This is a genomic window from Spirosoma areae, assembly GCF_054781775.1.
The window spans coordinates 55,319-81,541 of record NZ_BAAGTT010000056.1; the positions used below are offsets into that span (position 1 = coordinate 55,319).

The 26,223-nt window shown below is 54.0% G+C and carries 23 protein-coding genes; 1 reads left to right on the forward strand and 22 read right to left on the reverse strand.

Features of this window, described 5'->3' with window-relative positions; all coding sequences use genetic code 11:
• Positions 1-69: 69 nt before the first annotated feature.
• From ACYVI1_RS31790 to ACYVI1_RS31835, 10 genes are all read right to left on the reverse strand, one after another.
• Positions 70-1,413, reverse strand: a complete 1,344-nt coding sequence (locus tag ACYVI1_RS31790; protein WP_460915766.1) for a 3-oxoacid CoA-transferase — start codon at positions 1,411-1,413, stop codon at positions 70-72.
• A 7-nt stretch (positions 1,414-1,420) separates the two neighbouring features.
• On the reverse strand, positions 1,421-3,502 hold the full coding sequence (locus ACYVI1_RS31795; protein WP_460915768.1) for a glycoside hydrolase family 3 protein: 2,082 nt from the start codon (positions 3,500-3,502) through the stop codon (positions 1,421-1,423).
• A 33-nt stretch (positions 3,503-3,535) separates the two neighbouring features.
• Entirely contained in the window at positions 3,536-4,732 is a 1,197-nt protein-coding gene (locus tag ACYVI1_RS31800) for a 4-hydroxybenzoate 3-monooxygenase (protein WP_460915770.1), read from the reverse strand.
• Positions 4,733-4,821: 89 nt separating this feature from the next.
• Complete coding sequence (gene pcaDC, locus ACYVI1_RS31805; protein WP_460915772.1) at positions 4,822-5,952, reverse strand: bifunctional 3-oxoadipate enol-lactonase/4-carboxymuconolactone decarboxylase PcaDC; 1,131 nt, start codon at positions 5,950-5,952, stop codon at positions 4,822-4,824.
• 1 nt (position 5,953) lies between these two features.
• Positions 5,954-7,129, reverse strand: a complete 1,176-nt coding sequence (gene pcaB / locus ACYVI1_RS31810; RefSeq protein ID WP_460915774.1) for a 3-carboxy-cis,cis-muconate cycloisomerase — start codon at positions 7,127-7,129, stop codon at positions 5,954-5,956.
• Between the two features lie 115 nt (positions 7,130-7,244).
• Positions 7,245-7,850: a protocatechuate 3,4-dioxygenase subunit alpha gene (pcaG, locus tag ACYVI1_RS31815; protein ID WP_460915776.1), complete on the reverse strand. Its 606-nt coding sequence runs from the start codon at positions 7,848-7,850 to the stop codon at positions 7,245-7,247.
• Positions 7,847-8,554 (reverse strand): protocatechuate 3,4-dioxygenase subunit beta, encoded by a 708-nt coding sequence (gene pcaH, locus ACYVI1_RS31820; RefSeq protein WP_460915778.1) that lies wholly within the window; start codon positions 8,552-8,554, stop codon positions 7,847-7,849. Before pcaH ends, pcaG begins: the two co-directional genes overlap by 4 nt.
• Positions 8,555-8,603: 49 nt before the next feature.
• The gene (locus ACYVI1_RS31825) at positions 8,604-9,896 is read right to left on the reverse strand and encodes an MFS transporter (RefSeq protein WP_460915779.1); all 1,293 of its coding nucleotides are present in this window, start codon (positions 9,894-9,896) and stop codon (positions 8,604-8,606) included.
• 115 nt (positions 9,897-10,011) lie between these two features.
• Positions 10,012-10,470: a hypothetical protein gene (locus ACYVI1_RS31830; protein ID WP_460915780.1), complete on the reverse strand. Its 459-nt coding sequence runs from the start codon at positions 10,468-10,470 to the stop codon at positions 10,012-10,014.
• 33 nt (positions 10,471-10,503) lie between these two features.
• Positions 10,504-10,647: a hypothetical protein gene (locus tag ACYVI1_RS31835; RefSeq protein ID WP_460915782.1), complete on the reverse strand. Its 144-nt coding sequence runs from the start codon at positions 10,645-10,647 to the stop codon at positions 10,504-10,506.
• On the opposite strand from ACYVI1_RS31835, the gene ACYVI1_RS31840 reads away from it, so the two are divergent.
• A complete protein-coding gene (locus ACYVI1_RS31840; RefSeq protein ID WP_460915784.1) occupies positions 10,641-11,165 on the forward strand; it encodes a hypothetical protein in 525 nt (174 codons plus the stop codon). The two genes, ACYVI1_RS31835 and ACYVI1_RS31840, sit on opposite strands and share 7 nt — an antisense overlap.
• A 156-nt stretch (positions 11,166-11,321) precedes the next feature.
• On the opposite strand, the gene ACYVI1_RS31845 is transcribed toward ACYVI1_RS31840, so the two are convergent.
• The 12 genes from ACYVI1_RS31845 to ACYVI1_RS31900 form a co-directional block, all read right to left on the reverse strand.
• The gene (locus tag ACYVI1_RS31845; RefSeq protein ID WP_460915785.1) at positions 11,322-12,455 is read right to left on the reverse strand and encodes an FAD-dependent oxidoreductase; all 1,134 of its coding nucleotides are present in this window, start codon (positions 12,453-12,455) and stop codon (positions 11,322-11,324) included.
• 144 nt (positions 12,456-12,599) lie between these two features.
• The gene (locus tag ACYVI1_RS31850) at positions 12,600-13,361 is read right to left on the reverse strand and encodes a cyclase family protein (protein ID WP_460915787.1); all 762 of its coding nucleotides are present in this window, start codon (positions 13,359-13,361) and stop codon (positions 12,600-12,602) included.
• Positions 13,362-13,470: 109 nt separating this feature from the next.
• A complete protein-coding gene (locus ACYVI1_RS31855) occupies positions 13,471-13,767 on the reverse strand; it encodes an antibiotic biosynthesis monooxygenase family protein (RefSeq protein ID WP_460915789.1) in 297 nt (98 codons plus the stop codon).
• Positions 13,764-14,678 carry a fumarylacetoacetate hydrolase family protein gene (locus tag ACYVI1_RS31860; RefSeq protein WP_460915791.1) on the reverse strand — a complete coding sequence of 305 codons (915 nt, stop codon included), beginning with the start codon at positions 14,676-14,678 and terminating at the stop codon, positions 13,764-13,766. The genes ACYVI1_RS31855 and ACYVI1_RS31860 overlap by 4 nt, the downstream gene beginning before the upstream one ends.
• Before the next feature lie 154 nt (positions 14,679-14,832).
• The gene (locus ACYVI1_RS31865; RefSeq protein WP_460915792.1) at positions 14,833-15,591 is read right to left on the reverse strand and encodes an SDR family NAD(P)-dependent oxidoreductase; all 759 of its coding nucleotides are present in this window, start codon (positions 15,589-15,591) and stop codon (positions 14,833-14,835) included.
• Positions 15,575-16,882 (reverse strand): histidinol dehydrogenase, encoded by a 1,308-nt coding sequence (gene hisD / locus ACYVI1_RS31870; RefSeq protein WP_460915794.1) that lies wholly within the window; start codon positions 16,880-16,882, stop codon positions 15,575-15,577. The genes ACYVI1_RS31865 and hisD overlap by 17 nt, the downstream gene beginning before the upstream one ends.
• Before the next feature lie 2 nt (positions 16,883-16,884).
• Positions 16,885-18,063, reverse strand: coding sequence for an alpha/beta hydrolase family protein (locus ACYVI1_RS31875; RefSeq protein ID WP_460915795.1), 1,179 nt, complete (start codon positions 18,061-18,063; stop codon positions 16,885-16,887).
• 101 nt (positions 18,064-18,164) lie between these two features.
• Positions 18,165-18,521, reverse strand: a complete 357-nt coding sequence (locus ACYVI1_RS31880; RefSeq protein ID WP_460915796.1) for a four helix bundle protein — start codon at positions 18,519-18,521, stop codon at positions 18,165-18,167.
• A gap of 98 nt (positions 18,522-18,619) precedes the next feature.
• Positions 18,620-19,612 (reverse strand): VOC family protein, encoded by a 993-nt coding sequence (locus ACYVI1_RS31885; protein ID WP_460915798.1) that lies wholly within the window; start codon positions 19,610-19,612, stop codon positions 18,620-18,622.
• Between the two features lie 59 nt (positions 19,613-19,671).
• Positions 19,672-20,568 carry an alpha/beta hydrolase gene (locus tag ACYVI1_RS31890; protein ID WP_460915801.1) on the reverse strand — a complete coding sequence of 299 codons (897 nt, stop codon included), beginning with the start codon at positions 20,566-20,568 and terminating at the stop codon, positions 19,672-19,674.
• 18 nt (positions 20,569-20,586) lie between these two features.
• Entirely contained in the window at positions 20,587-23,973 is a 3,387-nt protein-coding gene (locus ACYVI1_RS31895) for a glycosyl hydrolase (RefSeq protein WP_460915803.1), read from the reverse strand.
• 39 nt (positions 23,974-24,012) lie between these two features.
• The gene (locus tag ACYVI1_RS31900) at positions 24,013-26,220 is read right to left on the reverse strand and encodes a glycoside hydrolase family 3 C-terminal domain-containing protein (protein ID WP_460915805.1); all 2,208 of its coding nucleotides are present in this window, start codon (positions 26,218-26,220) and stop codon (positions 24,013-24,015) included.
• Between the last annotated feature and the right edge of the window lie 3 nt (positions 26,221-26,223).

A 26,223-nucleotide genomic window follows, 5' to 3' on the forward strand; every position in this document is an offset into this window, starting at 1 on the left:
AACGCTGATTGTTATGATTTATATGGTTAATCATGATTCATCTTAAAAATCATGACAATCAGCGTTCCATCAATCCAGAATGGCAAAATTCGCAGTTGTCTTCGCCTGTACTTCTTCCAGCGTAGCACCCGGCATGAGTTCCAGCAAGGTTAACTGACCGTCCGGGTAAGCGAATACGGCCAGGTCTGTAATGACTATATCGACCACGCCCGTTGCCGTTAGTGGGAGTGTACATTGGGGAACAATCTTGGACGAACCATCGGGATTAACATGGGTCATCGTAATAATCAGCCGTTTGGCCCCCTTCGCTAAATCCATCGCGCCCCCAACGCCTAATAAGGGTTTTCCGGGAACGGCCCAGTTCGCTAAGTTGGCCGCTTCGTCTACTTCCAGACCGCCCATAATGGCAACGTCGACATGCCCGCCCCGAATCATGGCAAACGAATCGGCACTGTCGAAATAGCTGCTTCCCCGTAAGGCCGTAACCGGAATTTTCCCGGCATTGACCGGATAATTCATCGCTCCCCCGCCATCGACCGGAACCGGCCCAACGCCCAGCATACCATTTTCGGTATGCAAAATGATGCCGTGCTCATCGGAAATCAGGTCGGCCACTAAGGTCGGAATGCCGATGCCCAGATTGACCACATCGCCTTTTTTTAGTTCAGCTAAGGCTCGCCGGGCCATGTTCATCCTGACCTCGTCTACCTTCTTTGAACTCGACACCGAAGCCGAACTGCCCAAATCGTCCAGCGTCAGGGTTGCCTGCACTAAGTAATCGACGAAGCAGCCGGGCGTATGCACCGCTTCCGGCGCGATTTGCCCGACCGGGACAATTTCTTCTACCTCGGCAATGACGATGTCAGCAGCCGTAGCCATCGCCTTGTTGAAGTTGTTCTCCGTCATCCGGTATTGCAGATTGCCCGCCGTATCGGCCCGCCAGGCGCGTACAAAGGCCACATTACCCCGGATACTTTTGACGAACACCTGCTCGGCGCCATCAATGACTTTCGTTTCACGACCCTGAGCCAGTGGCGTTCCGGCTGATGTAGGCGTGTAGAAACCACCAATACCAGCCCCGCCCGCCCGAATCGCTTCGGCCAGTGTGCCCTGTGGCAATAATTCATAGGCAACCTGACCACTTTGAGCGGCTTTCACCGCATCGGGGTTAGAAGTAAAAAAGGACCCAATCATTTTTTTGAGTTGACCATTTCGTAGCAAACGTCCCCCACCGAGGCCCACTTCGCCCGTATTGTTACCGACAAAGGTGAGGTCTTTGGTCCCGGTTTCGGCCAGGGCGTGCATCAGGTGAACGGGGTTGCCCGTCATGCCGAAGCCGCCCTGTAGGAGTGTATCACCGTCTTTGACCAAAGCGGCTGCCTGCTGAACGGTTAGTTGAGGTACTGTTTTCATAAACGAATCAATAATGCAGCCCTTCGGCATACTTGAACAGGGCGTAGCCGGGGCCTTCTAAATTGCCCGGCACGTCGGTTTTCTGGGTTTGCACAACAGCCTCCGAAACGGGCGTTGTAAACGGCATTTTCCCCGTCGGCTTGAACGTACCCGTCACAATGTCTAAGAGGGCATCGGTAGTGGTGCCGAACGTGGCGATTACGCCTTTAATCCGGCCCTGCGTGGTAGCGTTATACACCTCGTCAATCACCCAGGGATTAGTGTAGTTGATAGCCAGAATGGTTGGTTTTTTCGCCGTGAGCGCGTTGATGTAGGCCACATCGACCTGATTCTTAGACAGCGACAGGTAAATCGGCGACCCGTCGGACGCAAACAGCGGCTTACTGCCGGGCGTAATCCAAAGCAGCACGACGTCGGCCTCTTCGGGGGTTTTCACAAACTCCAGGTTGTGTTTTTTAGCCTCATCGGCATACACCTTGCTGGCACTCGCTGCCGGATTAGGCGTAGCCACAGCACCCGGTCTGGAGGGACTTTGTTGATAATACGATTCAAAATAAACCTTCGTTTTGGGCTTTAGTGGCAGCGTTTTGGTCTCGTTTCGCAGAAGCACAATGGATTTCCGCATGGCTGCGTCGGCCCGCGCCTGAAACTGGGCACTACCCACAATCCGCTCGGCGGCATCCTCATCGACGTAGGGGTTTTCAAACAGGCCGAGGTCGAATTTTTCCAGCAGTAACCGCATCACGGAGTCGTCGATGAGTTTACGGTCAACCATGCCGGTGCGTACTGTTTCGAGGAGTTTGGCTGGGTCGGCGGTGCCTGAATAGAGGTTTACACCCGCTTCGAGGGTTCGTTTGTAGCGTTCGGTAACAGACAGGTTCTCGGCCCCCCAGGGCATCATTTCGATAGGCCCCGTATCGGAGTTGATGATGCCCGTGAAGCCCAGTTCGTTCCGCAGCAAATCCTGAATCACGCCCTTGTTGTAAGCGTAGGCAATCTTTTCGTATTTGGTATCTAACGGTAATGAGTAGTAGGGCATGATGGCCGACGTACCCGCTTTGATAGCGGCTTTAAACGGAATCAGGTTGTTGGTGAACATGCCCCCCGCAAACCGTTCGGTCTTCCCCCAGTCGAAGTGCGGGTCCTGTCCGCCTTCGCCTGCGCCCCCGCCCGGAAAATGCTTAATGGTGAGGGCCACCGATGACGGACTTAGTTTTGGCCCCTGAAAGCCCAGTACGATTTCGGTGATTATCCGGCCTACCCAGTCGGCGTTTTCGCCAAAGGTGCCTTCAATGCGCTGCCAGCGGGGTTCAGTGGCTAAATCGGCCATGTACATATAGCCTTTCCGCAGGCCCACGGCGGCCCATTCCTGCCGGGCAATGTCGGCAAACTCACGCACGATGCTGGGGTCATGGGTGGCCGATAGCCCCAGTTCGCCGGGCCAGGTCGAGAAGACGGTTTTGCCGACGCTGAGGCCAATGGACGCATCTTTGGTGATGTGGTTGCGGGGGTTAGAGGCCACAATAGCCGGAATGCCCAGCCCGTCGCTTTCGCAGAGGGCCTGTAGTTTGTTGGCCCATTCGGCGGTGGTGCGTGCGCTGACATTAGCCCGCAGAATGAAGTGCCTCAGGTGAAATTCCTTCACCCCTTTGGTGGTGCCAACGGCATTCAGGATGGGCGTAGGCAGCGGCTTTCGGGTGAACATGTTCGTCTCCGCCACCAAATCCTGTTCGTTGAAATCGCTGGTAATAGGGTCTTTGCTCGGGGGACCTTCAAACGCCCGGTCGTTTTTAAGCCGGGTGGTACTGATGAGCATAAAACCGACTTTGTCTTCCAACGACATTTTTGCCAGCAAATCCCGGCTCCGCTCCACCGACGATAACCGCCAGTCTTCGTACTTGTCCAGGGTTCCGCTTTTGTTTAAATCCTTGAATTTCAGCTTATCAACCGTCAGTAGCTGTACCGACCGAACCCCCAATACCGGCTGCGTTTTTGCTTGTGGACGCGGCTGGCCTATGGCAGGATAGGATAGACTGAGCAGGGTTACGAACGCGCTTAGGACAATGGTTTTTAGAAGTAACTGGCTCATGGTTTCATTGATTGATTTAGAATTTAGGACTGATTATGCAATCTCACTGGCCCGTTTAGCTGCCATGCCAACGTAGTTTTCAGCAATTACAGTCGAAGCCGCCTGACTGGGACTGGTTATCAATTGGTTAAAACGGGATTCCTGTACATGCTGGTCGAACGCGGACTTATCGCGGTTATGATGCAGCATCTCGGTCATGAAGTTGGAAAATTCCTGCACCCGCCACACCCGGCGCATACAATGAGTCGTATAGTAATCTAAATCGGCAGTACTGCCGTCGCGATACCAATTCGTCAGCGCGTCGAACAACTGACCCGTATCGGCCACGGCCATGTTTAACCCTTTGGCTCCTGTTGGCGGAACGATATGCGCCGAATCACCGGCCAGAAACAGCCGACCGTACTGCATGGGTTCACTCACGAAGCTCCGCATCGGCGTGATAGTTTTCTCCACAATTGGCCCTTCCTGCAAATGCCAGCCTGCCGTACCCAGCCTGATTTGAAGCTCCGACCAGATACGCTCGTCGGGCCAGTCGTCCACTGTATCGGTTACGTCGCACTGCACGTAGAGCCGGGAAATTTCGGGCGACCGCATACTGTGCAGGGCAAACCCCCGCTCGTGGTAGGCGTAAATCAGTTCGTGCGTCGAAGGGGGTACGTTCGCCAGAACACCCAGCCAACTGTACGGGTAAACTTTGTCGTAAACAGTTGTTAAGGATTCGGGTATGGTCTGTCGGGAGATGCCGTGGAACCCGTCGCAACCCGCCACAAAGTCGCAGCTAAGGGTGTAATTTTCGCCATTATGGGTGTACTGAATCGTTGGCGTATTTCCGTCTACTCCTTCGATGAGTTTCGCTTCGGCCTCGAACAAAACGGGGTTGCCGGTTTCTTCCCGAAGGCGAATCAAATCTTTCACCACCTCAGTCTGGGCGTAAATTGTTACGCAGGAACCGCCGGTCAGCCCGGCTAAATCAATGCGGTGACGCTGGCCGTTGTAACTCAGGATGACGCCCTCATGAACGAGTCCTTCCCGGTCGAGCCGGTTAGCCGCGCCCGCCTGCCGGAGTCGGTCAACAGTGCCCTGTTCAAGCAATCCCGCCCGCTGCCGACTCTCGACACGCTCCCGCGACCGGCTTTCCAGCACCACCGATTCGATGCCCTGCCGATGCAACAGTTGCGCGAGCAGTAACCCCGCTGGTCCGGCCCCGATGATGCCAACTTGTGTTTTCATGATTTCGGATTGATGGAACCGCACCGGCGGACCGGCTGATTGTTATGATTTATATGGTTAATCATGATTCATCTTAAAAGTCATAACAATCAGCGGTCCATCAATTCCAAATCCGAAATCCAATGAAAGGCGGCATTGGCGGCTGGCAGGCCACAATACAGCGCCGAGTGCATGATAACTTCTTTGATTTCATCCACGGTGACGCCATTGTTGAGGGCGGCCCGAACGTGCATTTTAAACTCGGTTTCACGGTTTAGTGCAATCAGCATACCCATCGTAATGAGGCTTCGGGAATGACGCGGGAGACCGGGTCGCGTCCAGATTTCGCCCCAGGCGTAGCGGGTTATGAAGTCCTGAAAATCAGCATTGAAATCTGTAACTCCCGCGTTAGCCCGGTCGACATGTTCATTACCCAGCACCTCACGACGCACCGCCATCCCTGCATCATACGTGACCCGGTCCGGTGTTGGCTCGCCGAGAAAGATATTCAGAGCCTGAGTGAACGCATCCGCTGCTTCCACCGCCGACAGGTGCGCGGCTGGCAATTCACACAGTTGGGCATTGGGGATTTTTTCCTGCATAAACGCTCCGTCTGCAACGGTTGTCACGGGGTCATGGGTGCCCGCGATGATGAGCGTAGGCGCTTTGATGCGCTGAATCTCGTGCCGAAAATCAGCATCCCGAATGGCCTCGCAGCAGGCTACATATCCGTCGGCAGCGTTAGCCCGAAATTGGGTTATCAATCGGTTCAACACGTCCGGGTTGGCCTGACGAAATTCAGGTGTCAGCCAACGCTCAAGCACCGCATCGGCAATGGCCGACAATCCCTGCTGACGAATCGTTTCAATCCGTTCATTCCAGATGACAGGCGTTCCGATTTTGGCGGCTGTGTTGCAAAGAATCAGTTTTTCAATACGCTCAGGATGATGAATAGCCAGCCATTGGCCGATTAATCCACCCATCGACAACCCACAGAAACAGACCGTTGGAATACCCAGCGCATCGAGTAATCCAATTACATCCTGACCCAAATCGTGCATACTGACGGGACCGTCCGAAGCGGGCGTCTGCCCATGTCCGCGCGTATCGTAGCGCAGGATTCGGAAATGCGACTTGAGCTTGTTCGCCACCTCATCCCACATGCTTAAACCCGCCCCTAATGAGTTGGAAAACAGCACAACCGGCCTGGCTTCCGGGCCATCGAATTGGTAGTGAAGCATGTTAAGATTTCGGATTTGGGATGTCGGATGTCGGAATTGGGGATTTTGGATTTACCTCCGGCAGCAAATGACGCGCCAACAAATCCGAAATCCCCAATCCCAATTCCGAAATCCCTTGTTTCATTCGTTCCGTATCGACTTCAAGATTGGAAATCAGGTCGTTAGCATGGTGCAGGTTGGCCGCCGTTAGCTTGACTAATTCGCGCATGACGGGCCACTCACTATGCCAGGCACCAGCGGCTCGTTCATGCGGTTGTACCATCGCGCCCAGCAACGTGGCAACTAAGGCGGGGGTACGTTGGGCGATGGCGACCATAAATGTCGACGTGACCGGATTGCGCTTGTGGGGCATGGATGAGGAACCGCCTTTACCTTCGGCGGCTCCTTCGCGCACTTCGCCCACTTCGGTCTGCATCAGCAGGATTACGTCATTCGCCAGTTTGCCCAGCGACCCGTTCAGAATGCCAAGCGTAGCGGCCAGTTCAACCAGCCGGTCACGTTGCGTATGCCAGGCCATTGTCGTCGTTCCTAAATTTAGCGTTGCCGCCACCTGCGCCCGAATCGTGGGGCCGTGTTCGCCCAATGACGCTCCGTTGCCGACCGGGCCACCCAACTGTACGACGAGGCATTCGGCCATCACCCGGCTCAGGCGTTCTTGCGAGCGTCGTAGTCCGTCGAGCCAGCCCGTCACTTTGTCGCCGAAGGTGATGGGCAGCGCCTGTTGCAGCAGGGTTCTACCCATCATTGGCGCCTGCCGGTGGGTTTGGGCGAGGGCCGTCAGCAGGTTATTTAACTGGCCTAAATCGGCCTGAAATTGACTAAATGCCTGTTTTAGCTGACTCATTAGTGCCGTGTCGATAATGTCCTGACTGGTTGCTCCCTGATGAACGTATTGAACCGCTTCGGGACTTTTTTGGCCAACACGCTCTTTCAGTAGGTTGACAACCGGAATAGCCGGATTACCCGCCAGCAGGGTTTGCTCCCGAATTTGTTCCGTATCCCAATCGGTTTGCCGACAAACGTCCGCGATAATCGTTGCCGCTTCGTTCGGGATGACGCCAACGGTTGCCTGCGCCGTAGCTAAGGCCGATTCAACCGCCAGCATGTGGTGCAGTTCGGACGCATCGGAGAAGATAGCGTCTATTTGGGGCGTAGTGAAAATCGAGTCGGCGAGCATTGATTAATTCAGATAGGTTTTTTCGACAGGATTTACAGGATTTACAGGATTAACAGGATTTTTATCGGCAAAAACAATCCTGTTAATCCTGTAAATCCTGTCAGAAAATAATCTTCTACAAGTCAAAAAACACAGTTTCGTTTGGGCCTTGCATGTAGATATCGAAAACATAGCGGGTTTCGCCATTGACCTCCTGCCGGTGGGCCAGCAACGTAGCGCGTCGGTCGGGGGAAACAGCATTCAATAGCGCATCCTGAGCATTGGCGGCTGGTTCGTCCGGGAAATACAGGCGGGTGTACAGATTTCGTAACGACCCCCGCATTAGCAGCATAATGTTGATATGCGGAGCCGACCCATCGTCCAAAGCACCGGGTTTCAGGGTTGTAAATCGAAATTGCCCATCGGGTAGCGTACCCGTCCCCATTCGTCCGAAACCCAGAAATCCCCGGTCAGTGAAGGACGCGGTGTTGTGCTCGATGGGCGTGGTGCGGTAATGCCCCTGCGGGTCGGCCTGCCAGAGTTCAATCAGCGCATCAGGAATAGATACGCCATTTCCGTCGAATATTCGGCCGGTTATAAAAATTCGCTCGCCGGGCGTATCATTGCTCACCAGCGAATGATTCATCAGGCTGTCGTAAGGATACCCATACTGCTCAGCGGTCAGTCCGTAAGCGAAAAAAGGCCCGACGGTTTGCGAAGGCGTTTGCCGTAACTGTTTCATGACTCAAAAGGTGTCTTTTGGCGACCATTCAGGACAATATCGAACTGGTAAGCTAAGGCAAATTCGGGTTCTGTCCAGTCCATGCGGAATTTGGCAATCAGCAGGTCGCGGGCGTGTTCGGGCACGGATTGGAAAATCGGGTCATAGGCAAACAACGGGTCACCGGGGAAATACATCTGAGTCACTAACCGATGCTCGAACTGATGGCCTATAACCGAAAAATGAATGTGATTGGGCCGCCAGGCGTTGTAGTGATTGCCCCAGGGATAGGCCCCCGGCTTGATGGTATGGAATGAATACCGGCCCTCGGAATCGGTCAGTACCCGGCCTCCGCCCAGAAAATTCGGGTCGAGGGGCGCATCATGAATTTCGGCTTTGTGAATATAACGTCCAGCCGCATTCGCCTGCCAGATTTCGATGAGCACGTTAGGCAACGGTCGCCCCGAATCGTCCATTACGCGGCCTGCTACTTTGATGCGTTCGCCAATCGGTTCGCCGTTGATGCGGGCGTTCTTGGTCAGGTCGTTATCAAATTCACGCAGCACCGACTGACCAAAAACGGGCATACTCAGGTCGCGGATAAGTTCCCGAACAGGAATCAGCGGCTGGGTCGGACTCCGCAGAATCGTGGATTTATAGGCGGGCGACAGGTGCGGTGGGTGAACCTCCCGGTCAGGAACGAGTACGTCAGGTTGCGGATTCATATGGGCAGTTAGTTCTGGAATGTAGTTGGTTACGTCGAAGCCGGTTTAGTTAGCCAGGCACACCCATTGCTTCCGGCTTTTTCGGGTTGGGCGAAAGTAGCTGGATAATTAAAAAGGAAACAATATAGGCCAGCCCACAAACGACGAAGAGTAAATTATAGCCTCCTTCGAGGTTATGGTTTGATTTGTAAACATCCAGCAAACTGCCCACGGCTTTAGCGAACAGAATGCCCCCCAGGGCACCTGCCATTCCGCCGATACCAATGACCGAACTGACCGCCTGGCGCGGAAACTGGTCGGTCACTTTCGTCAACAGTGTTCCCATCCAGACGGTTTGGGCCGAGGCCGCCAGGGCAATGATGACTACGCTGAGCCAACTATTATCGCTGTAGCGGATGAGCATAATGGGTAACGCGAAAAGCATACAAATCAACAGCGTAGCATTTCGACCTTTGGCGACGCTCCAGCCAATCCGCAGAAAATAAGCTCCCAACATCCCGCCCACGACCGAGAGGGCTGCCGTAATGGAATACACCAGCATAATTGGCAGTGCTATTTCGGTCATGCTCATGCCGTGGCTGGTCAGGTAAGAGGGTAACCAGAACAGGTAAAACCACCAGATAGGGTCGGTAAGCAGTTTGGCCAGCAGAAAACTCCACGTCGCTTTTTTGGTCAGTAAAACCCGGTAAGGCACTTTTTCTTCGGGTGCGTCACCCACAAGGGCTTCCTGGCGGCCTTCGTTGATGTAAACTCGTTCCGCAGGCTGTAATCGGGTTTGCCGTTCGGGTTTTTCGTAAAACCAATACCACAACACCAACCAGGCCAGCCCAATGGCCCCCGTGACGACGAACGCCGTCTGCCAGCCATACGTAACGGCCAGCCAGGGCACGAGGGCTGGTGCCATAATCGGCCCGACGGTCGTACCAGCCAGCATAATACCCGTTGCCGTTGACCGCTCACTGGCGGGGAACCACTCGGCAATAGCCTTCATAGCCGCCGGAAAATTGCCCGCTTCGGTAAAACCCAACAGGCCACGCGCCACCGAAAAACCCAGCGTCGAGCGGGCCAGGGCGTGCCCCATCGCCACCATACTCCAAAACAAGACCGACAGGCCATAGCCCAATTTCGCCCCCACGCTATCGACAAATCGCCCGGCCAGTAAATAGCCCAGGGCGTAGGCGACCTGAAACCAGACGACAATCGTACCATAGTCCGATTCCGACCAGTTAAAGTCTTTTTCGAGCATGGGCTTGAGCAGACTGATAATCTGGCGGTCGATGTAATTAATGGTCGTGGCTAAAAACAGCAAACCGACCACCGTCCAGCGAAATTTTCCGTTCATGCCGCCATTCAGTTTTTGAGGTGTTTATCCAGAAAGTCCAGCCCTTTTTTCACGTTTTCGGATTGGCCGAAGGCTGGTATGAATTGGGTAAGCATTTGCATAGCCTAAATATACCTTAGCCAATCAGCTTAGCTCGATTCACCGCAATGAACGATGCGATAAAGGCCACGAACGCCCCTACTACACCCGATAAAAGCAGGGCCGATAGCTTGGGAAGCTGCACATTCGCCATCGAGGATTGAAGCAGCCACAGCAGCCCGAAACTCAAACCCGCGAAGGCCAGACCCAGGCCAATCGACGTCAGCAATGCCGTTGGCAACCAGGTGGTATGGGTATCCAGCGGAGGTTCCAGTTTATGGGCCATGCGCTGTTTGGTCATTGTTACGAACGTAACCAGGGTGGTGGCAAAAACCGAAATCAATACGGTTGGTATCAGCATACTAACTACGGTCGGACTCTCGCCCTTGAGGTTGATAAACTCGTATTTGTAGAAGATGATGAACGGCGCTACCGTATTGATAATCAGATTGAATACGGTAGCTGTGATGGCGTTACGCTGCGTAAACTGGTTCATGGTGGTAAGAGGAAGTTTTGAGAATTCTACGCATCAGGCAAAGGCTCCACCATCGACGGGTAAGGTGAGACCGGCCATAAATGTCGATTCATCGGAACAAAGCCATAGCGCTACGTCGGTAACTTCAATGGTTAACTTATGACCAAATCCTAAAAAACTAATTTTGTCGAATGGCAAAACAACGAACAGTTGATAGTGAGATTGACAAGCTTACCCGCTCTATTGAAAACGCTATTTCAGGCGACAGTTTCAACACACAGATTCTTGAGTTGACTTCGGATGACCTTAAACGCATAAAAAAATCTGAATGGCTCTTTGATTGGAAATATGAAGCCAAACAGACGGACAAAATCATTTACAAACTTGTTATTGTAGAGAATGACACTATTATTCAGGGACTCATAAGTTTGCAGGACAGGAGCGATCACATGTTTATGGCGCTTATTGAAAGCAGTAAATTTAATCGTGGCGTTAATAAACTTTATGTAGGTGTTCCGGGTAACCTTGTCGCCTTCGCCTGCAAGCTTTCGTTTAATAAAGGGTATACAGGCTACGTTTCGTTTGAGAGTAAAACAAAACTTAAGGAGCACTATCAAAAAGCATTGGGCGCTCACATATTGTTTGGCAACGTTATGGCGATTGACACGAAAGCTGCTCATAAACTTGTTAATCAGTATTTCCCCGAAAAGTCGTAACTTACCTCTATGATAAAGGAACCGAAAGACATTGACTTCGCTACTTCAGGCAGACAACTGTCTATTGAGGACTTTGCTCTGATTAGCCAGTGGATTGCAACGGATAAGAAAAAGCAGTCTACTGGACGAGTAAAGCGCCAGGGCGTAAAACAGAACTTAAATCGGAGCGCCTAAAGCACCCAGCGTTTTACCCATCAGGGCACCCATGTTGGCGCCTTCGGGAAGTTGCCCCTGCCACTCCAACTGTTCCCACTCGCCGAGCGTATTCGACGCATCGACCACCATTTTGCAGCGGTCGTACCGGCGGTTCATGAATTTATCCAGCACTGTTGGCAAGGGGTCGTCGGATTGAATCAACTCGCCCAGCACTACGGCATCCTCGATGGCCAGCCCCGCGCCCTGTCCCAACTGGGGAATGGTGGCATGAACGGAATCGCCGATGAGCAGGACCCGGTTTTTGTACCAGGGAGAAGGTAGCAGCAGCGTTTCGAGTGGGCGGTAAATCACGCCTTTCGGGTCGGTAATCTGGTCAATAACGGCCCGCACCATCGGCGCTTCGTACTCCGAAACCAAGGCTTTCAGACGAGGCACTAACTCCGATTCCGGGATTTTGGGGTCTTCGCCTTCAGCCGATACCACGAACATATACATCATGTCGGCGGTCATTGGAATCAGGCCCACTTTACTTTGTTTGCCCAGAAAAATGTAGCCGGTATCGAGTTCGGCGGGTCGGGGAAAAGCGTATCGCCAAACCGACTGCCCGGTATAACGCGGTTTGTACTCACCCAGCACCAACGAGCGTATTTTAGAATAAACTCCATCCGAACCCACAACTAAGTCGTAGCGGCCCGTGCTGCCATCGGTAAACGTTACGGTCACCGCGTCGGGGCCATTGTCGAGCGCAGCTACCGTGATGCCCATCCGAACAGGAACCTGATTGGCAACGGCTCCGTCGTGCAGCACCTGATGCAGAATCCGGCGCGAGATGCCATTGTGAACGGGCAACCGGCCCATTGGGGGCGTACCGACCTGGGCAACCTGAAAGCCGGTACTCGTACACATCTTCACCGGACCGTAGGGTGAACCCCGTTCCATACAGCGGTCGGCAAGTCCCAGGGTGTCCAGTGCCCGCAGCGCATTAGATGGCTGAATAATGCCCACGCCGTAGACGTTGAACTCGGGCTGGAGTTCGATGACCTCCGCGTCGACGCCCGCTTGTCGCAGCGCAATACCCGCCGATAAGCCGCCGATGCCGCCCCCTACAACTAAGGCTTTTTTGATTGATGTCATGTTTTGTATGGTTAAAGTTACCTGCAAACACCCCCAACCCCCTAAAGGGGGCTAAACCATCCGATTCCAAAAGCCCCCTTTAGGGGGTTGGGGGTGTTTGCAAGTCAGTTAAGAACTGATAATCAGGCTATTTCTTAAAAAAAATCAGTTGTCGAAGATGGCTACGGCCCGGCACCAGCCCGCACTGCCGCCTTTAATTTTAGCCGGGAAACAACTCACTTTAAAGCCAAACGGGGGCAACTGGTCGAGATTGGCCAGTTTCTCAATCTGGCAGTATTCTTTCTCGCGGCCCACATAATGCGCGGCCCAGATGACGCCGGGGCGTGGATTCTGGTGGTAATCGGCGGCCTGAATGTGCAGGGGAATGTCCCAGCCCCAACCGTCGGTCCCCATCACCTTAATGCCCTGGTCGATGAGCCAGTGGGTCGCTTCGGCGGACGCGCCGACATGTATTTTTACGAAATCGTCGTCGTGCAGACGTTTATCGGCATCGCACCGAATCAGGACAATGTCGAACGGCTTGAGCGTATAGTTGATGGCGGCTAACTTTTCCTTCAGGTCGTCGGACGAGAAGCAGTAGCCATCGGGTTTATCGGTAAAATCCAGCACCACACCATCGTGAAAAAACCAATCCAACGGCATCTGCTCGATGGTGCGCGACGGTTTACCCTCGCTCGTGGGGAAGTAGTGCCAGGGCGCGTCGATGTGCGTTCCGGCATGGCCGGTCAAGTAGAGGAACTCCCCGGCGGGGCCGTTGCCCTCAAGAAAAACCCCTTCCGAAGCTCCACCGAAGAGTTTGGAACCCATCTTTTTGGCCCCTTCTTTATGGTCTTCGTAATCAATTTTAGTCGGTAGCGGCTCTTTTATGTCCGCCGAAATCGTTACAGATAAGTCTATGATTTTCATGTTGTTAGTGGTTTTATAGAGTTGTTGCACAGAGATGCACGGAGTAAAAGGAGATGCACAGAGCTATTTTTTCTCCGTGAATCTCTTTTAAACTCTGTGTATCTCTGTGTCATAATCCTTCAATAAACTCGAAATGGTCAACAACGGGCGGGCTGGCAAAAAACGGCCCGATGATGGCCCGCCATTCCCCAAATAGAGCCGACTGCCGGAAGCCGACGGTATGGTCTTCCAATGTCTGCCAGCGAATCAGCAAGAGGTACGTGTCCGGCGTTTCGATGCCCCGGTGCAGGTGCAGGTCAACGAACCCATTAGCCTGACTGATAACGGCTTTGGCGTTGGGGAACTGCTGTTCAAACTCGGCCTGCCGACCCGGTTGAATCGTGATGAGGGCGTGTTCGATAATCATACAATCTGGTTTTTCAGGATGCCAAGTCCATCAATTTCCAACTCGATTACGTCGCCGGGTTCGAGCGCACGATGAGCCTCAAAATTGGTTTCAATCAGGCTTCCCCAACCCACGGTACCGGACCCCAGCATATCGCCGGGATACAGCGTTACGTGGTTTTCGGATGCCCGCTCAATCATTTGCCCGAATGTGTAATGGACGGTGTTGTAGTTGCCATCGCAAATCGTTTGGCCGTTGATGCGCGAGGTCATGCGAAGATTGAACCGGCCCGTCTCATCCCGGTACGGCTCCAGTTCGTCTTTCGTGACGATATACGGCCCGATGGCGTTAGCAAAGTCTTTGCCTTTGGCCGGACCGAGGTTGCACTTCATCTCGCGTGCCTGAATGGCCCTTGCCGTAAAATCATTGAAAATCGTGTAGCCAAAAATGTGGGCGTCGGCCTGGTCAGCCCGGATGTTTTTGCCGGGTTTGCCAATAACACAACCCATTTCCAGCTCATAATCGAGCCGGGTTTCGCCCATCGGACGGGGAATATCCTGATTCGGACCGTAGATAGCCTGATGGTTGGTGAAGTAAAAAATCGGCATCTCGTACCACTCCGGGGCAATCTGATGACCGAACTTCGACGACGCATTTTTGAGGTGTTGCTCAAAGCCGATGTAATCCCGAAAACTACGCGGATTGGGCAGAGGAGCCAAAAGCGTTACGGCATCCATCGCATAGGTCGGTTCAGCATTCAGCCAGTTATTGGCCTGAATGAGTTCGACATACCGTTCGTGGTCGTCGATGAAACTGAGCATGTCGGCGGGTAAAACGCCCTTGCTCAGCGCGTGCATATCCACTACGCCGTTCTGCGTTAGCCAGCCCGCGCGAGCCGGGGTATTGTCGGTTTGAAAGGTTACGAGTTTCATATTAAATTTATTAATACCAAATGGCACGCAGATGACACGGATGCCTGCGGCAACGCGGATAAAAACGGATTTTTAAATCAGCGAAAATCCGCGCTGTGTCAGCATTCGTGTCATCCGCACGGTCCGCCGTTGCGGTGCCAACGTTTTCAATAGTTCATCGCAACGGCCTTCCCCCGTCGACCGGAATAATGCTGCCCGTGGTGAAGGTCAGCGTCGTGGCTAAGGCCAATATTGCGTTGGCGACATCATCGCCCGTAGCTAATCGCCCCATTGGCGTTGCGTCGACCTGCGCCTGCAAATAAGCGGGGTCAACGCGATTCGCGTACTCACCCATGACCCAGCCCGGCGACACCGAAACGACCCGAATCTGCGGGGCCAGTGCCCGCGCCAATGAGCGCGTCAGGCTGTCGATGGCGGCTTTGGAGGCACAGTAGGCCACATTGCTGCCGATACCCGTTTGTGCCGCCACCGACGAGATGTTTACGACCAACCCGTCACCACTCGCCAGCAACAGGGCTTTACAGGCCCGAATCATGGCGAAACTGCCGCGCCAGTTGGTCTGGAAAATCCGGTCAATCCACGCATCGGTCAGGCCGTCCAAATCATCGTGCGGTACGGGCGTCGTGATGCCCGCGTTGTTCACCAATAGGTCTAACCGCCCGTAGCGTTCGGCCACAAAATGGGCCAGCCTGCCCAGCGATTCAGTCTCCGTTACCGATGCCTGAACGACCGCGTGGCCATCGCCGGGAAGCGTTTCCAGCAGCGCATTGGCTTTCACCGAATCGCTGTTGTAGGTCATGACGACGGTTGCCCCGGCCTGCGCCAGCGTCCGGCTGATGGCCGAGCCGATGCCGCCCGCACCACCTGTAACGATGGCGACTTTGCCGGTCAGCGGGTCAGGTAGCTGGTTCATGTTCTACCAGCTTAGGCTGGCCGTATCGTTCTACCCGTAAATCGGCCTGGGCTTTATGGCCCCAGAAGTTTTCGATGGCGCACAGCCGCGAGCAGTATTCGCCAATCAGCGCACTGGCTTCGGGGGTTCTGATTTCCTGATACGTGCAGGTTTTCAGGAACTTACCCACCCACAAGCCGCCGGTGTAGCGGGCCGCTTCTTTGGTGGGCAGCGTATGGTTGGTGCCAATCACCTTATCGCCAAACGCTACGTTCGTTTTATCGCCCAGAAACAGGCCGCCATAGTTGGTCATTCGGTCCAGAAACAGGCGGGGGTTTTCGGTCATGACCTGTACGTGTTCGGAGGCAATGCGGTCGGCTTCGGCAATCAGTTCATCCACCGTATCGACCAGAATGACCTGTCCGTAATCGCGCCAGGCTACACTCGCTACGTCGGCGGTGGGCAGGGTCTGAAGTTGACGGTCAATCTCGGCCTGAATTCCATTGGCAATTTCTGGACTGCTGGTCAGGAGAATAGCCGGTGAAGTAGGACCGTGCTCGGCCTGTCCGAGCAAATCCGTCGCGCAGGTTCTGACGTCGCAGGTATCATCGGCGATGACTAAGGTTTCGGTTGGACCGGCAAACAGGTCGATGCCTACTTTGCCGTAAAGCTGTCGTTTGGCTTCAGCTACGTAGGCATTGCCCGGCCCCACCAGCATATCGACCGACTGCACGGTTTCGGTGCCGAGGGCCATCATCGCGACTGCCTGAACGCCCCCCAGCAGATAAATCTCGTCAGCACCCGCCATTGCCATTGCCGCTACCGTTGCTGCCGGAATCTCGCCTTTGATGGGTGGCGTACAGGCAATTACCCGCTTCACGCCTGCGACTTTGGCCGTCAGCACACTCATGTGAGCGGAGGCCACCATCGGGTAGCGGCCACCCGGCACATAACAGCCGACGCTGTTAACCGGAATGTTTTTATGCCCCAGAAATACGCCAGGCAACGTTTCGACTTCCACATCGCGGATAGCTTCGCGCTGAATTTGGGCGAAGTTGCGGATTTGGGTTTGGGCGAAGGTGATGTCGTCAATTACCTGTTGCGGCAAACTGGCAATGATGGCCTCTATTTCATCTTTCGCCAACCGGAAGCTGGCAGGTGACCAGTTATCAAGCCGTTCCGATAGGGTACGAACAGCCGCATCGCCCCCGGCGCGAACGTCGGCCAGCATCTGCTCGACGGTAGCCCGCACCTGGGCATCTGCCTCCCCCGATTCAGCATAGGTAATTCCTTTTTTGATTTGCTGTATCATGGCTATATTGGTGGTTGAGCGTTTAGTTTTTTCGCTATCCAGTCATACATGTTAAACGTCTTGGTGAAGTCGTCAATCTGACAGTGGGCCGAGCCACTTTCTTCTTTTGGCACAACCTCCAGCACGTGTTCGACTGTCAGGGCAGCATCCAGTTTGTACGCGTTTTCGACAAAATTCTGCCGGTCGTCTTCGCCGTGCAGAATGTAGGTCGGCATCGAAATTTTTTCGGCTACGTCGTCCAGGGTGAATTTTTTCAGTCGTTCGCGGGCATCGGCCATGTTATCGGTTCCCACAATATGTTGCACGATTTCGGCCAATGGGTGAGTGTCGGGCCGGTTTTTCCAGATGTCGTAGTAACTCCACACCGCGCCGAACACCATACATACTTTAAAACGAGGCTCAAAGGCCGCACAGCGGGCCGCCATGTAGCCGCCCATCGACACAGCACCAATGCCGATTCGACTGGTATCTACATAGTCTTTCAGGTTCTCGATAGCCCAGTCCAGCACGGCAGTACCGGCCACGTTATAATCGTAGCGCGTTAAAATATGATTGACTCGCAGGGCATACCCTTGTCCGGGGCCATCCATCGCCAGCAGCGCAATGCCGCGCTCGTTGAGGTGTTGCGAGATACCGAAATACAGTTCTTCGGCTAGACTGTCTAACCCACCGAACATAATCATCAGGGGAGGGTTTTGGGATGTCGGATGTCGGATGTCGGATGTCGGATTTGCTGCCGCCGGAGGTACATCCGAAATCCCATATCCCATATCCGAAATATCTTTCGCCGGAGCAAACAGGTAGCCCGGCAAAAACGACCCTTCAAACGGTACTTCGACCTGTAGGGGCTTGTGCTCGAAATGAGCAATAGCCTTCAAAAATGCCTCCCGCGATTTCAGGTAGGTGGGCATTTTACGGGCATCGTGCGGTTTCAGAAAGAACTCAGCCGTGCGGAGGTAGTTGAACGCCCGCAAAAACGACCGTCGGGCCGTGACGAAATTCTGGCTCGCCAGAGCGGTTTCGCCAATGTCGAAGACCTTGTTGCCCATGTTAACCCAGGCGTGGTGAAAACTTTCGTTATCGCCGGGGGTAATCTGACCCGCAACTTCGAGACATTCAGCAAATTCGCCCCCGCCGTAATGGGCCTGCGTCAGTGCGCGGTTAACTTGATAGGAGGGCATATACTGCCCAGGAAAATAATGCCACATGGGATTTTGGATTGGGGATTTATGATTTCGGATTTATTCTTCCGGCGGCTACTGATATGTCAGCAAATCCGAAATCATTTGAGTTTTCTTTTTATTGCATTAATGGATGCGACAATGATGGATAGCAGTTCATTACCTTCTTTCCAGAATGGGCTAACTATACTGCGCTTCGTTTCATCAAGTCCAACGGTAAATTCCAGCCAAAACAGGGTTTCATCCAGTTCTTCTTCGACAATTTCCAGCTTGTGTTTAAAATCGGCGGTCGATTTTCCCCGGCAGGCAGCCCGATAATTGGCAGCCGCCGACGGGCCACTTCGAACAATCTGATTTCTTACGGTTCTAAACCCGAGCGATTCGGGAAGGCTTTCGGCAAACCGGACAATATCAATGGCAAATAACTTGAGCCGGTCCTGTAAGTCTTTTTTAGTCATTTCGGATATCTGATTTCGGATTGGGGATTTATGATTTCGGATTTGTAAAATTGCCACCGTTAGCACGAAATCCGAAATCCCATATCCCCAATCCGAAATCAGATATCCACCGGTTTCACGACGCCATCGGTGAGGCCGAGTTTCTTGCCTTTGCCCATTTCGGCGAAGGGGTTGGCTGTACCCCAGGCATCGTTCGGGTTGTCTTTCAGGTAATGCAAATCCGGGCCGTGGTCTGGTGCGAAAATCAGGCGGGCAGCCGCATAAAACTCGAACAGGATGCCGCTGCCGGGGTCGATGATGTAGATAAAGAACCCCTCGTCGGCTTTGTGGCGCGTGGGCGCTCCCATTACACTTTTAAACCCTTTTTCGGTGAAATAATCGAGGGCAAGCAATACCTCTTCGCGGCTGTCGAAATTGAAAGCCAGGTGGTTGAACACGCCCTCGCCCGGCCCAATGTTGGGGTCCGTAAACACCGCAACGTCATGTGAGAGGTTGCCGATGGTCCAAAGGCCACCAATGGGTGGAATTTCGTCGCTCATGCGTACCTCATCGGGATTTTTCAGGCCCATTCCCTGCCAGAATGCCTTTTCTTTGCCATACTGGAATTTAGCCACCATGTAGGTGACATGGTCAAATCGGCGGGGGTTTACGCCGATGCGTCGGTTGCTGGCGTAGCGGTCGGCGTAGATACTGCCCTTCTCACCCGTTTCGCGCAGCCAGACGACATCCCAGAACACCTCGTGCATATGACCATCAGGTGATTGGAAGCGGTAGGCCCTGCCATGCCCTAAATCTCCATCGACCCAGCCCAGCCCGGCACCGGTCTGTTCGAGATAGGCCACGCATTCTTCCAGTGCTTCGGGGCTGTCGGCCCGCCATCCCAAATGGCCTAAGCCAGCCGTTTCGCGATAAGTAATTTTGAGGGTATGGTGGAAATAATCGCCCCAGGCTCTGAAATACACTGAATTGTCGTCGCGCCCGGTTTCATCCAGACCAACGATGTCGCGGAGAAAGTAGACGGATTTTTCCACATCGGGCGAATAAAGCTCGAGGTGGGCAAGTTGAGAAAGGTAATGCGGGTTCTTCGCCATTTGATTTTAAGAATAACGTGTTAATGGTTTATCGAAATAATTGGGAACGGTTCGTTTTTTTAAGGCTTCGATTTGGTTAGATACCCGTTCAGTTTCAGCCAATCGCCGAATCGGTCAATCCACGTATCGGTAGGCAGGTTCTGTTTACGCATTCCGAATCCGTGCCCGCCTTTCAGGTACATGTGCAGCTCGGCCGATTTGCCAGCCGCTATCCAGTCACTATAGAGTTTCGTGCTGTGGGGAGCTAAGCCCAACTGGTCGTCGGTGGCGGCACAGACAAACAGCGGGGGGGCGTCGGCCGGGACTACCTGTTTGGCAATTGCGCCCGTGCCGAGGTACGGATAAATCGGAGCCAGAAAATCAGGACGACTGCCGGACGAATACGCAAAACCCACGCCCATCGTAACGGTACCGCCCGCCGAGAAGCCCATCAGCCCGATTCGGTTGGGTTGGATGTTATATTCTTTGGCATGTTGTCGCACATACTCCATTGCCCGCCTGCCATCGGCAATGGCTAAGGGAACAACGGGCGCGTTTTCCTCGTCCAGCTTTTTGAAATCAGCCATTTTAGCTGTTAATTCGGCAACGGGGTCATTGGTCAGGCTATGCACCACACGATATTTGAGCACGAAAGCCGCGACGCCTTTGGCGGCCAGCCACTTCGCTACGTCGATGCCTTCGGAATCAATTGAGAGGGTATGAAACGCACCACCCGGCACAATAACCACTGCCGTACCCGTCGCCAGGTCAGCGCTGGGCAGATAGGCCGTGAGCGTCGGGGTGCTTACGTTATAAACAACCCGCGTTTTGAACTGATTGGTGCTGTTCTCGGCCTCCTCCCACGTCCAGGTCTCGGAGCCGGGAGCTTTGCCCTCGTATAAACGAATAACCTGCTGGGCCTGGGCAATCGGGCTGACAAGCACACTCAGGATGACTAAAAAACGGCGTAATGGCATAGTTTTAAGCGTTCAGAGTTACTTCGACAAAACCCGCACCGGCCCCAGCAAACCCGATGGCAGCAGGGGCGAATCGGCTTTATAAAACGGCATGGTGGTAAACGTAATCTTGTTGGTAACGCCTGGCTGTGCATCGCCAATGAGCCGGTTTACCCACAGGTTGGTAACCTTGATTTGTACGGTGTTTTGGCCGGACTTCAGGGCGTCCGTGATGTCTACCTGGAAGGGTTTCTTCCAGGCGATGCCCACGTTTTTTCCGTTGACAAGTACCTCGGCCATATTCTTAACCTCCCCTAAATCAAGAACGTACTGCTTGTTTTTGGCGACCGTTGGCACATTAACCGTATTCTCGTAGGTGGCAGTACCCGAAAAGTATTTGATGCCCGCGTCGGTGTTCTCCGACCAGGAAGCCAGTTGGTTGAACTGGGTCTGTGCGGGAGCACCCCGGCCTTCCTGAAACGATACCTTCCAGTTTCCTTCCACGCGGGCGACAGTGGATTCCGTAACGGCTGGTTTGGTATAAGAAGCCACCGTCGTTTTCTCGGCAAACACGATAAAGTAAGCCTCCCACGACTCGAACTTGAGGGGTATAATGGTACGACCGTCTTTAATCTGGTACGATACGGTTTCGGTTTTGCCCGTTTGGGGGTTCCACAATTGGGGAACTTTGCCCGTCACCCGGAAGCTAATGGTAGCCTCGTTGGTGTCGTCGCTGCGGTTATCGAGCCAATACAGGTCGGTCGGTCGGAATGCCGCACCACCCCCGTCGCGGTCGGCGGTTTGGCGGTGTACGTAAAGGATTTTCGACTTAGCACCCGTTATGTCTACGTCCTTCTGCACACCCATTTCGCTCAATACGGACTCTACTGGCTTTGTCGATACGTTCGGGTTGCTCCAGATTTGGTTGACCAGAGCGGTAAACTCGGCCGGGTTGTCGCTCAGGCTGGGCGAGCGTTCGGGTTTCGTTCCGGCCACTTTCATACCCGCTTTGACTAATTCGCCCAGCTTTTTCAGGACGGCCAGAGTCATGGTTTGGGCCGTGGCATCCAGCACCAGCACCCTGTATTGCTGACCACTCGGCGTGACGAGCTTACCCTCTTCGACGCGCAGGGCCTCTTTCAACACCGTCGCATTGGCAAAGTCGAACGCGTAGCCAGAGATGGCGGGCAGTTTGTCGGCAAAGGCTGAAGTGATGTTGTTGTTCTCACCGTAGTAATACAGCACGTCCACCACGGGCTTGCCCTGTTGCAGCAGATAGCAACTCCGGCCTAAGTAGTCCATCCACGCCTTCGCCGGTTCGGCCCAGGTTTCCTGCCGGGTGAAGTACTGGCCGAAGGGACCGAGCGAAAAGCCGGGCTTTTTGTCATCGAGTGGCTGGTGAACGGACGTGTGAATCACAAACCGGTTCAGGCCCGAGGCCATTTCGAGGTCGGCGGTGCGCTTCAATTTTTCGGGGTGCCAGCTAAACGCATTCCCAATGGAGGTCATTGACTCGGCAGCTACTAAATTCTGCCCGTAGATGTGCGCCACCGAAGCCGCTTCCCGGATGTCAGCTTCGCTGCGAACTTCTTCGTCGGCGCCACCGGCCAGACTTCCCGGCGTCCACATAGCCGACATTGGCACATCGGCCCGGCGTTTCACGTCCATGCCATCGGCTAAGTAAATCCGGCCGTTCTCGTGCGACTCCGTATAGCGTTTCATACCCCGTGCGTGCAGCGCGTCGCCAATCACCTCGTAGTGGCTCTCAACGATTAGCTCGCCGATGGTCTTACGGAAATCCCACAGGAACTTTTCGCTCGCGTCGGCACTCCTGATAACACGGCCCGTCAGCACCGGAAGCCAGGGTTTCAGGTCATAACCGCGCCGTTTGAGGAATTCGTCGGGCATGGTTTTCGTCCAGGTCATGTGGCCCGCTTCGTAGGAGTCCAGCACCATGTACTCCAGCCCTTTCGCGCCTAATTGGCCAGCCGTGGCATCCTTGTACATGTCTAAGTACGTATCGATGTATTTTTTCACGGCCACTTTGTCGAGCTTATCCACTTCTAAGCCTGTCGCTTCGGGCGAAGCGGGGTGGTTTTTGCGGCCCGTAATCGAATAACCCAGGCGCATAACCACCCAGTTACCGTCGGGAAGGGCAATTTCGGATTTGGGATTTATGATTGCGGATTTATTGGCAACGATGTTGATACTTCCGTCAGGCTGCATGAAGGAGGTCAAATCAATCACGTCCTCAGTCGGAATAGCATCCTTAAATCCCAAATCCGAAGTCCCCAATCCCAAATCCCCCTTGCTTTCTTTCCAGGGACTGAAACCGGCTTTTTGCTCAAACAGGTCCACGCGGTCGGTGTTGTACAGCACTAATTCCGCAACGGGAACGCCCTGCGGCTTGCCGGGTTCGGCGCTGCCTCCCATCATAGCAGCAAGTCCATTGGCTTCGGGCTTCTCGGTCTTAAATGTAAACCGGAAATACCTGGCCGTTGTGGGCAGAATGCCCATCGTGCTTTGGGGTACCGTGCTTCCCCGGATAATAACCACATCCCGGAAGGTTACGCCGTCGTTGCTCACTTTCAGCATCCGGTTATCGGGTGCTCCCCGGAATTCGGCCAACTGACCTGCCGGGGCCGCGCCCACGATGGTAAACGCCTTGATGGTCTGCGGGCTGTCGAACTCGTATTGAATCCACGCATCCTGCCCGACTTCCATCGGCGGCAACGTTTTGGCAGTAGCCAGGTCGCCGTCGGTCAATTCGGCTAAGCTGAAGGTGCCGCCACTCGCGGTTATTTTCGGATTCAGCGATAAAACTGGCTTTTCGGCAGCAGGCAGTCGGTAGGCAATAACGGCGGCATCGGCGTAATAGCCCGGCACGGCACCCGTCGGTCCGCTGAATGTATCCGCTGTCAGCGCAACATTCTGGAATTTGCCCGTTGTGTTTGGTGGCTGAGGCAGTTTCCCCGAAAACGCCTGACCGCCCGTCACACGCGTTTCGGTCCAGACGTATTTTTTCATGGCATCGGGCGGCTGAACCCACGGCCCACCCGTTACGCTCCATCCCGGCGACCCGGCAATGGCCATTTCGAGTTGCAGTTTTTGGGCCAAATCAGTCGTGTGCTTAAACGCATCTTTCCATTCGGGCGTCATGAACACCAGCTTTTTGGGCGTTACGTTGGGCGTAAACAGGCTGGCATCGAAGTTCTGAAAGCCGCCAATGCCCACCCGCTTCATCCATTCGAGGTCTTTGGTAATGCCCTCTTTCGTGACGTTGCCGTTCATCCAGTGCCACCAGACGCGGGGTTTGGCCGCATTGGGCGGAGTCATGAAGCCCGCTTTGAGTGCATCAGGCGCTGGCTGACAAAACACAGATGCCGATGGACCGAAGACAAGCAGGAATAGTAATATGTATTTCATGACGACAGCTTTTAAGTGGTTGGCTTATAATGAGTTAACCTACTTTATCTGCATTGTTTTTTGCAGCCGTGAATCCGTTGAGGACCCACCTACCATAATCGTAACCGGCCCTGCTTCTACTTCCCAGCCGTTAGTTTTTTCATTCCACCAGGCCAATGATTCAGCTTTTAGCGGCACCGAAACGATTTTTGTTTCGCCCGGTTTCAGGGAGACCCGACTAAAGCCTTTCAATTCTTTGGTGGGGCGCACCACCTTAGATTGGGGATACTGAACGTAGAGTTGAACTACTTCATCGCCCTCCCGACTTCCCGTATTTTTCACCGCAACCTGAACCGTTGCCGCGCCATTTTTGGCAAGGGTCTCCGCAGGTAGTTTAAGGTCTGAATACTCAAATTTGGTGTAGCTCAGCCCGTAGCCAAATGGATATAGCGGAGCCTCTTTGCTGTATAAATAGGTACGACCCTTCCGAATGTCATACTCCGACAGGGGTGGAAGTTGGTCCAGTGATGTAGGCCAGGTTTGGGTCAGTCGCCCAGCCGGATTATAGTCGCCAAAAATGACATCGGCGATGGCCGCTCCCTGTTCCTGAGCCGTATGGGTCGTATGAAGAATAGCGGGAATATGCGCCTGTGTCCAGTTAATTGAGTAAGGAAAGCTGGAGATGAGCACGACAATCGTGTTGGGATTGGCCGCATATACTTCCTTGACTAAGTCTTCGGAAGGTATGTCCAGCGATTGGCGGTCACGTCCTTCCCGACCATCTCCGTTTTCGGGACAGGGCTTGGTACTGCCATCGCGATTAAAAGCCTCACCAATGTTCGTGACGCCACACATGGGGTCGTTGCCGATGACAACAATGGCCATGTCGGCTGTCCGGGCTGCGTTTACGGCGGCCTGCCCCTCGTTATCAGCCGCAAAGTTTACCGTTACCGAAGCACCCAGCTTGTCTTTAATACCCTGCAACACACTAACCGCATACGGCGTGGGGCCACCGTAGAAATCCGTCGACACCAGTGCGGCCCGTGGCCCAATGACCGCTACTGACTTAATCGCCGTTTTTGTCCGGGGTAAGAAATCACGCTCATTTTTTAGTAACACGACCGACTCGCGGGCAACCTGTCGGGCCACCGCTTTATGCTTCTCGGACTGCCAGGGTTCAGGTTCGCCGGACTGCCCGATTTTGGCGTAGGGCACTTGCCCCGGCGGGTCTAAGACACCCAGTTTGATAAGGGTTTTAATTTTCCCACGCAGGGACGCATTCAGGTCGTTCTCCGTCAATTTATTCTCGGTAATGGCCCCCTTGATGATACTGGGAATCGAATCGCCGAACGTCAGGAACTGGTTCATGCCCAGCTTGATAGCAGCCGCGTAGCCCTCCCGGTTCGTTTTGACATACTTATGCTGATTAATCAGGTGACTCATGGCACCGGCATCCGACGAAACAATGCCGTTAGCACCCCACTCCTTCGCAAGAACCTCTTTGAGAACGGGGTGAATCGTCATCGGAATCCCATTCCAGGCATTGTAGGCCGCCATGTACGACGCTGCGCCCCCTTCGGTAAAAGCCATTCGGAACGGCACCGAATAATACTCGCGCATCAGGCGAACGTCGAAGTTGGAAGATGACCGGGCGCGGGTGGTTTCGTTACTGTTGGCGAAAACGTGTTTCAGCAGCGCGGCCGCCTGCCAGTAGCGCGGGTCGTCGCCCTGAATGCCTTTGGTGAGCGCCACCGCCATCGTTCCGGTTAAAAAGGGGTCTTCGCCAAAACTCTCGTCGTTGCGGCCCCAGCGCGGGTCGCGGGCCAGGTCGGAGGCTGGCCCCCACAGGACCAGCGTGTTTCGTTTGTAGTTCTCGTTCTGGCTCAGATACCGGGCTTCGTAGCCCATGACGGCTCCGGCCCGTTTAATCAGGTCGGGATTCCAGGTTTCGCCCATGCCATACACCTGCGCGAAGGACGTAGTCTGGATGGTTTTTTTGGTTAGACCCGGTCGGTCGTAGAGCTTTACCTGGTGGATGGCTTCGGCATTGCCCGGCGAGCTGATGCTCAGCCGGGGTACGGCAAAGTCGGTAATCAGCCCAATTTTTTCGTCCAGCGTAAGCAGCGATACCAGATTGTCGATTCGCTTATCCTGGGCCAGATTTGGGTTCTGAAACGGATACGTCGTCTGAGCTTTCAGCGGTAAGATACCAACCAATCCCAGCAGAATTCCAGCAATCCATGTACAGAAGCGTGTTCGATTTGTCATTTG

Excerpts from the sequence above, each read along its gene's own strand:
- ACYVI1_RS31790 (WP_460915766.1), bottom strand. The coding sequence starts at position 1,413 with ATGAAAACAGTACCTCAACTAACCGTTCAGCAGGCAGCCGCTTTGGTC.
- ACYVI1_RS31795 (WP_460915768.1), bottom strand. The coding sequence starts at position 3,502 with ATGAGCCAGTTACTTCTAAAAACCATTGTCCTAAGCGCGTTCGTAACC.
- ACYVI1_RS31800 (WP_460915770.1), bottom strand. The coding sequence starts at position 4,732 with ATGAAAACACAAGTTGGCATCATCGGGGCCGGACCAGCGGGGTTACTG.
- pcaDC (WP_460915772.1), bottom strand. The coding sequence starts at position 5,952 with ATGCTTCACTACCAATTCGATGGCCCGGAAGCCAGGCCGGTTGTGCTG.
- pcaB (WP_460915774.1), bottom strand. The coding sequence starts at position 7,129 with ATGCTCGCCGACTCGATTTTCACTACGCCCCAAATAGACGCTATCTTC.
- pcaG (WP_460915776.1), bottom strand. The coding sequence starts at position 7,850 with ATGAAACAGTTACGGCAAACGCCTTCGCAAACCGTCGGGCCTTTTTTC.
- pcaH (WP_460915778.1), bottom strand. The coding sequence starts at position 8,554 with ATGAATCCGCAACCTGACGTACTCGTTCCTGACCGGGAGGTTCACCCA.
- ACYVI1_RS31825 (WP_460915779.1), bottom strand. The coding sequence starts at position 9,896 with ATGAACGGAAAATTTCGCTGGACGGTGGTCGGTTTGCTGTTTTTAGCC.
- ACYVI1_RS31830 (WP_460915780.1), bottom strand. The coding sequence starts at position 10,470 with ATGAACCAGTTTACGCAGCGTAACGCCATCACAGCTACCGTATTCAAT.
- ACYVI1_RS31840 (WP_460915784.1), top strand. The coding sequence starts at position 10,641 with ATGGCAAAACAACGAACAGTTGATAGTGAGATTGACAAGCTTACCCGC.
- ACYVI1_RS31845 (WP_460915785.1), bottom strand. The coding sequence starts at position 12,455 with ATGACATCAATCAAAAAAGCCTTAGTTGTAGGGGGCGGCATCGGCGGC.
- ACYVI1_RS31850 (WP_460915787.1), bottom strand. The coding sequence starts at position 13,361 with ATGAAAATCATAGACTTATCTGTAACGATTTCGGCGGACATAAAAGAG.
- ACYVI1_RS31855 (WP_460915789.1), bottom strand. The coding sequence starts at position 13,767 with ATGATTATCGAACACGCCCTCATCACGATTCAACCGGGTCGGCAGGCC.
- ACYVI1_RS31860 (WP_460915791.1), bottom strand. The coding sequence starts at position 14,678 with ATGAAACTCGTAACCTTTCAAACCGACAATACCCCGGCTCGCGCGGGC.
- ACYVI1_RS31865 (WP_460915792.1), bottom strand. The coding sequence starts at position 15,591 with ATGAACCAGCTACCTGACCCGCTGACCGGCAAAGTCGCCATCGTTACA.
- hisD (WP_460915794.1), bottom strand. The coding sequence starts at position 16,882 with ATGATACAGCAAATCAAAAAAGGAATTACCTATGCTGAATCGGGGGAG.
- ACYVI1_RS31875 (WP_460915795.1), bottom strand. The coding sequence starts at position 18,063 with ATGCCCTCCTATCAAGTTAACCGCGCACTGACGCAGGCCCATTACGGC.
- ACYVI1_RS31880 (WP_460915796.1), bottom strand. The coding sequence starts at position 18,521 with ATGACTAAAAAAGACTTACAGGACCGGCTCAAGTTATTTGCCATTGAT.
- ACYVI1_RS31885 (WP_460915798.1), bottom strand. The coding sequence starts at position 19,612 with ATGGCGAAGAACCCGCATTACCTTTCTCAACTTGCCCACCTCGAGCTT.
- ACYVI1_RS31890 (WP_460915801.1), bottom strand. The coding sequence starts at position 20,568 with ATGCCATTACGCCGTTTTTTAGTCATCCTGAGTGTGCTTGTCAGCCCG.
- ACYVI1_RS31895 (WP_460915803.1), bottom strand. The coding sequence starts at position 23,973 with ATGAAATACATATTACTATTCCTGCTTGTCTTCGGTCCATCGGCATCT.
- ACYVI1_RS31900 (WP_460915805.1), bottom strand. The coding sequence starts at position 26,220 with ATGACAAATCGAACACGCTTCTGTACATGGATTGCTGGAATTCTGCTG.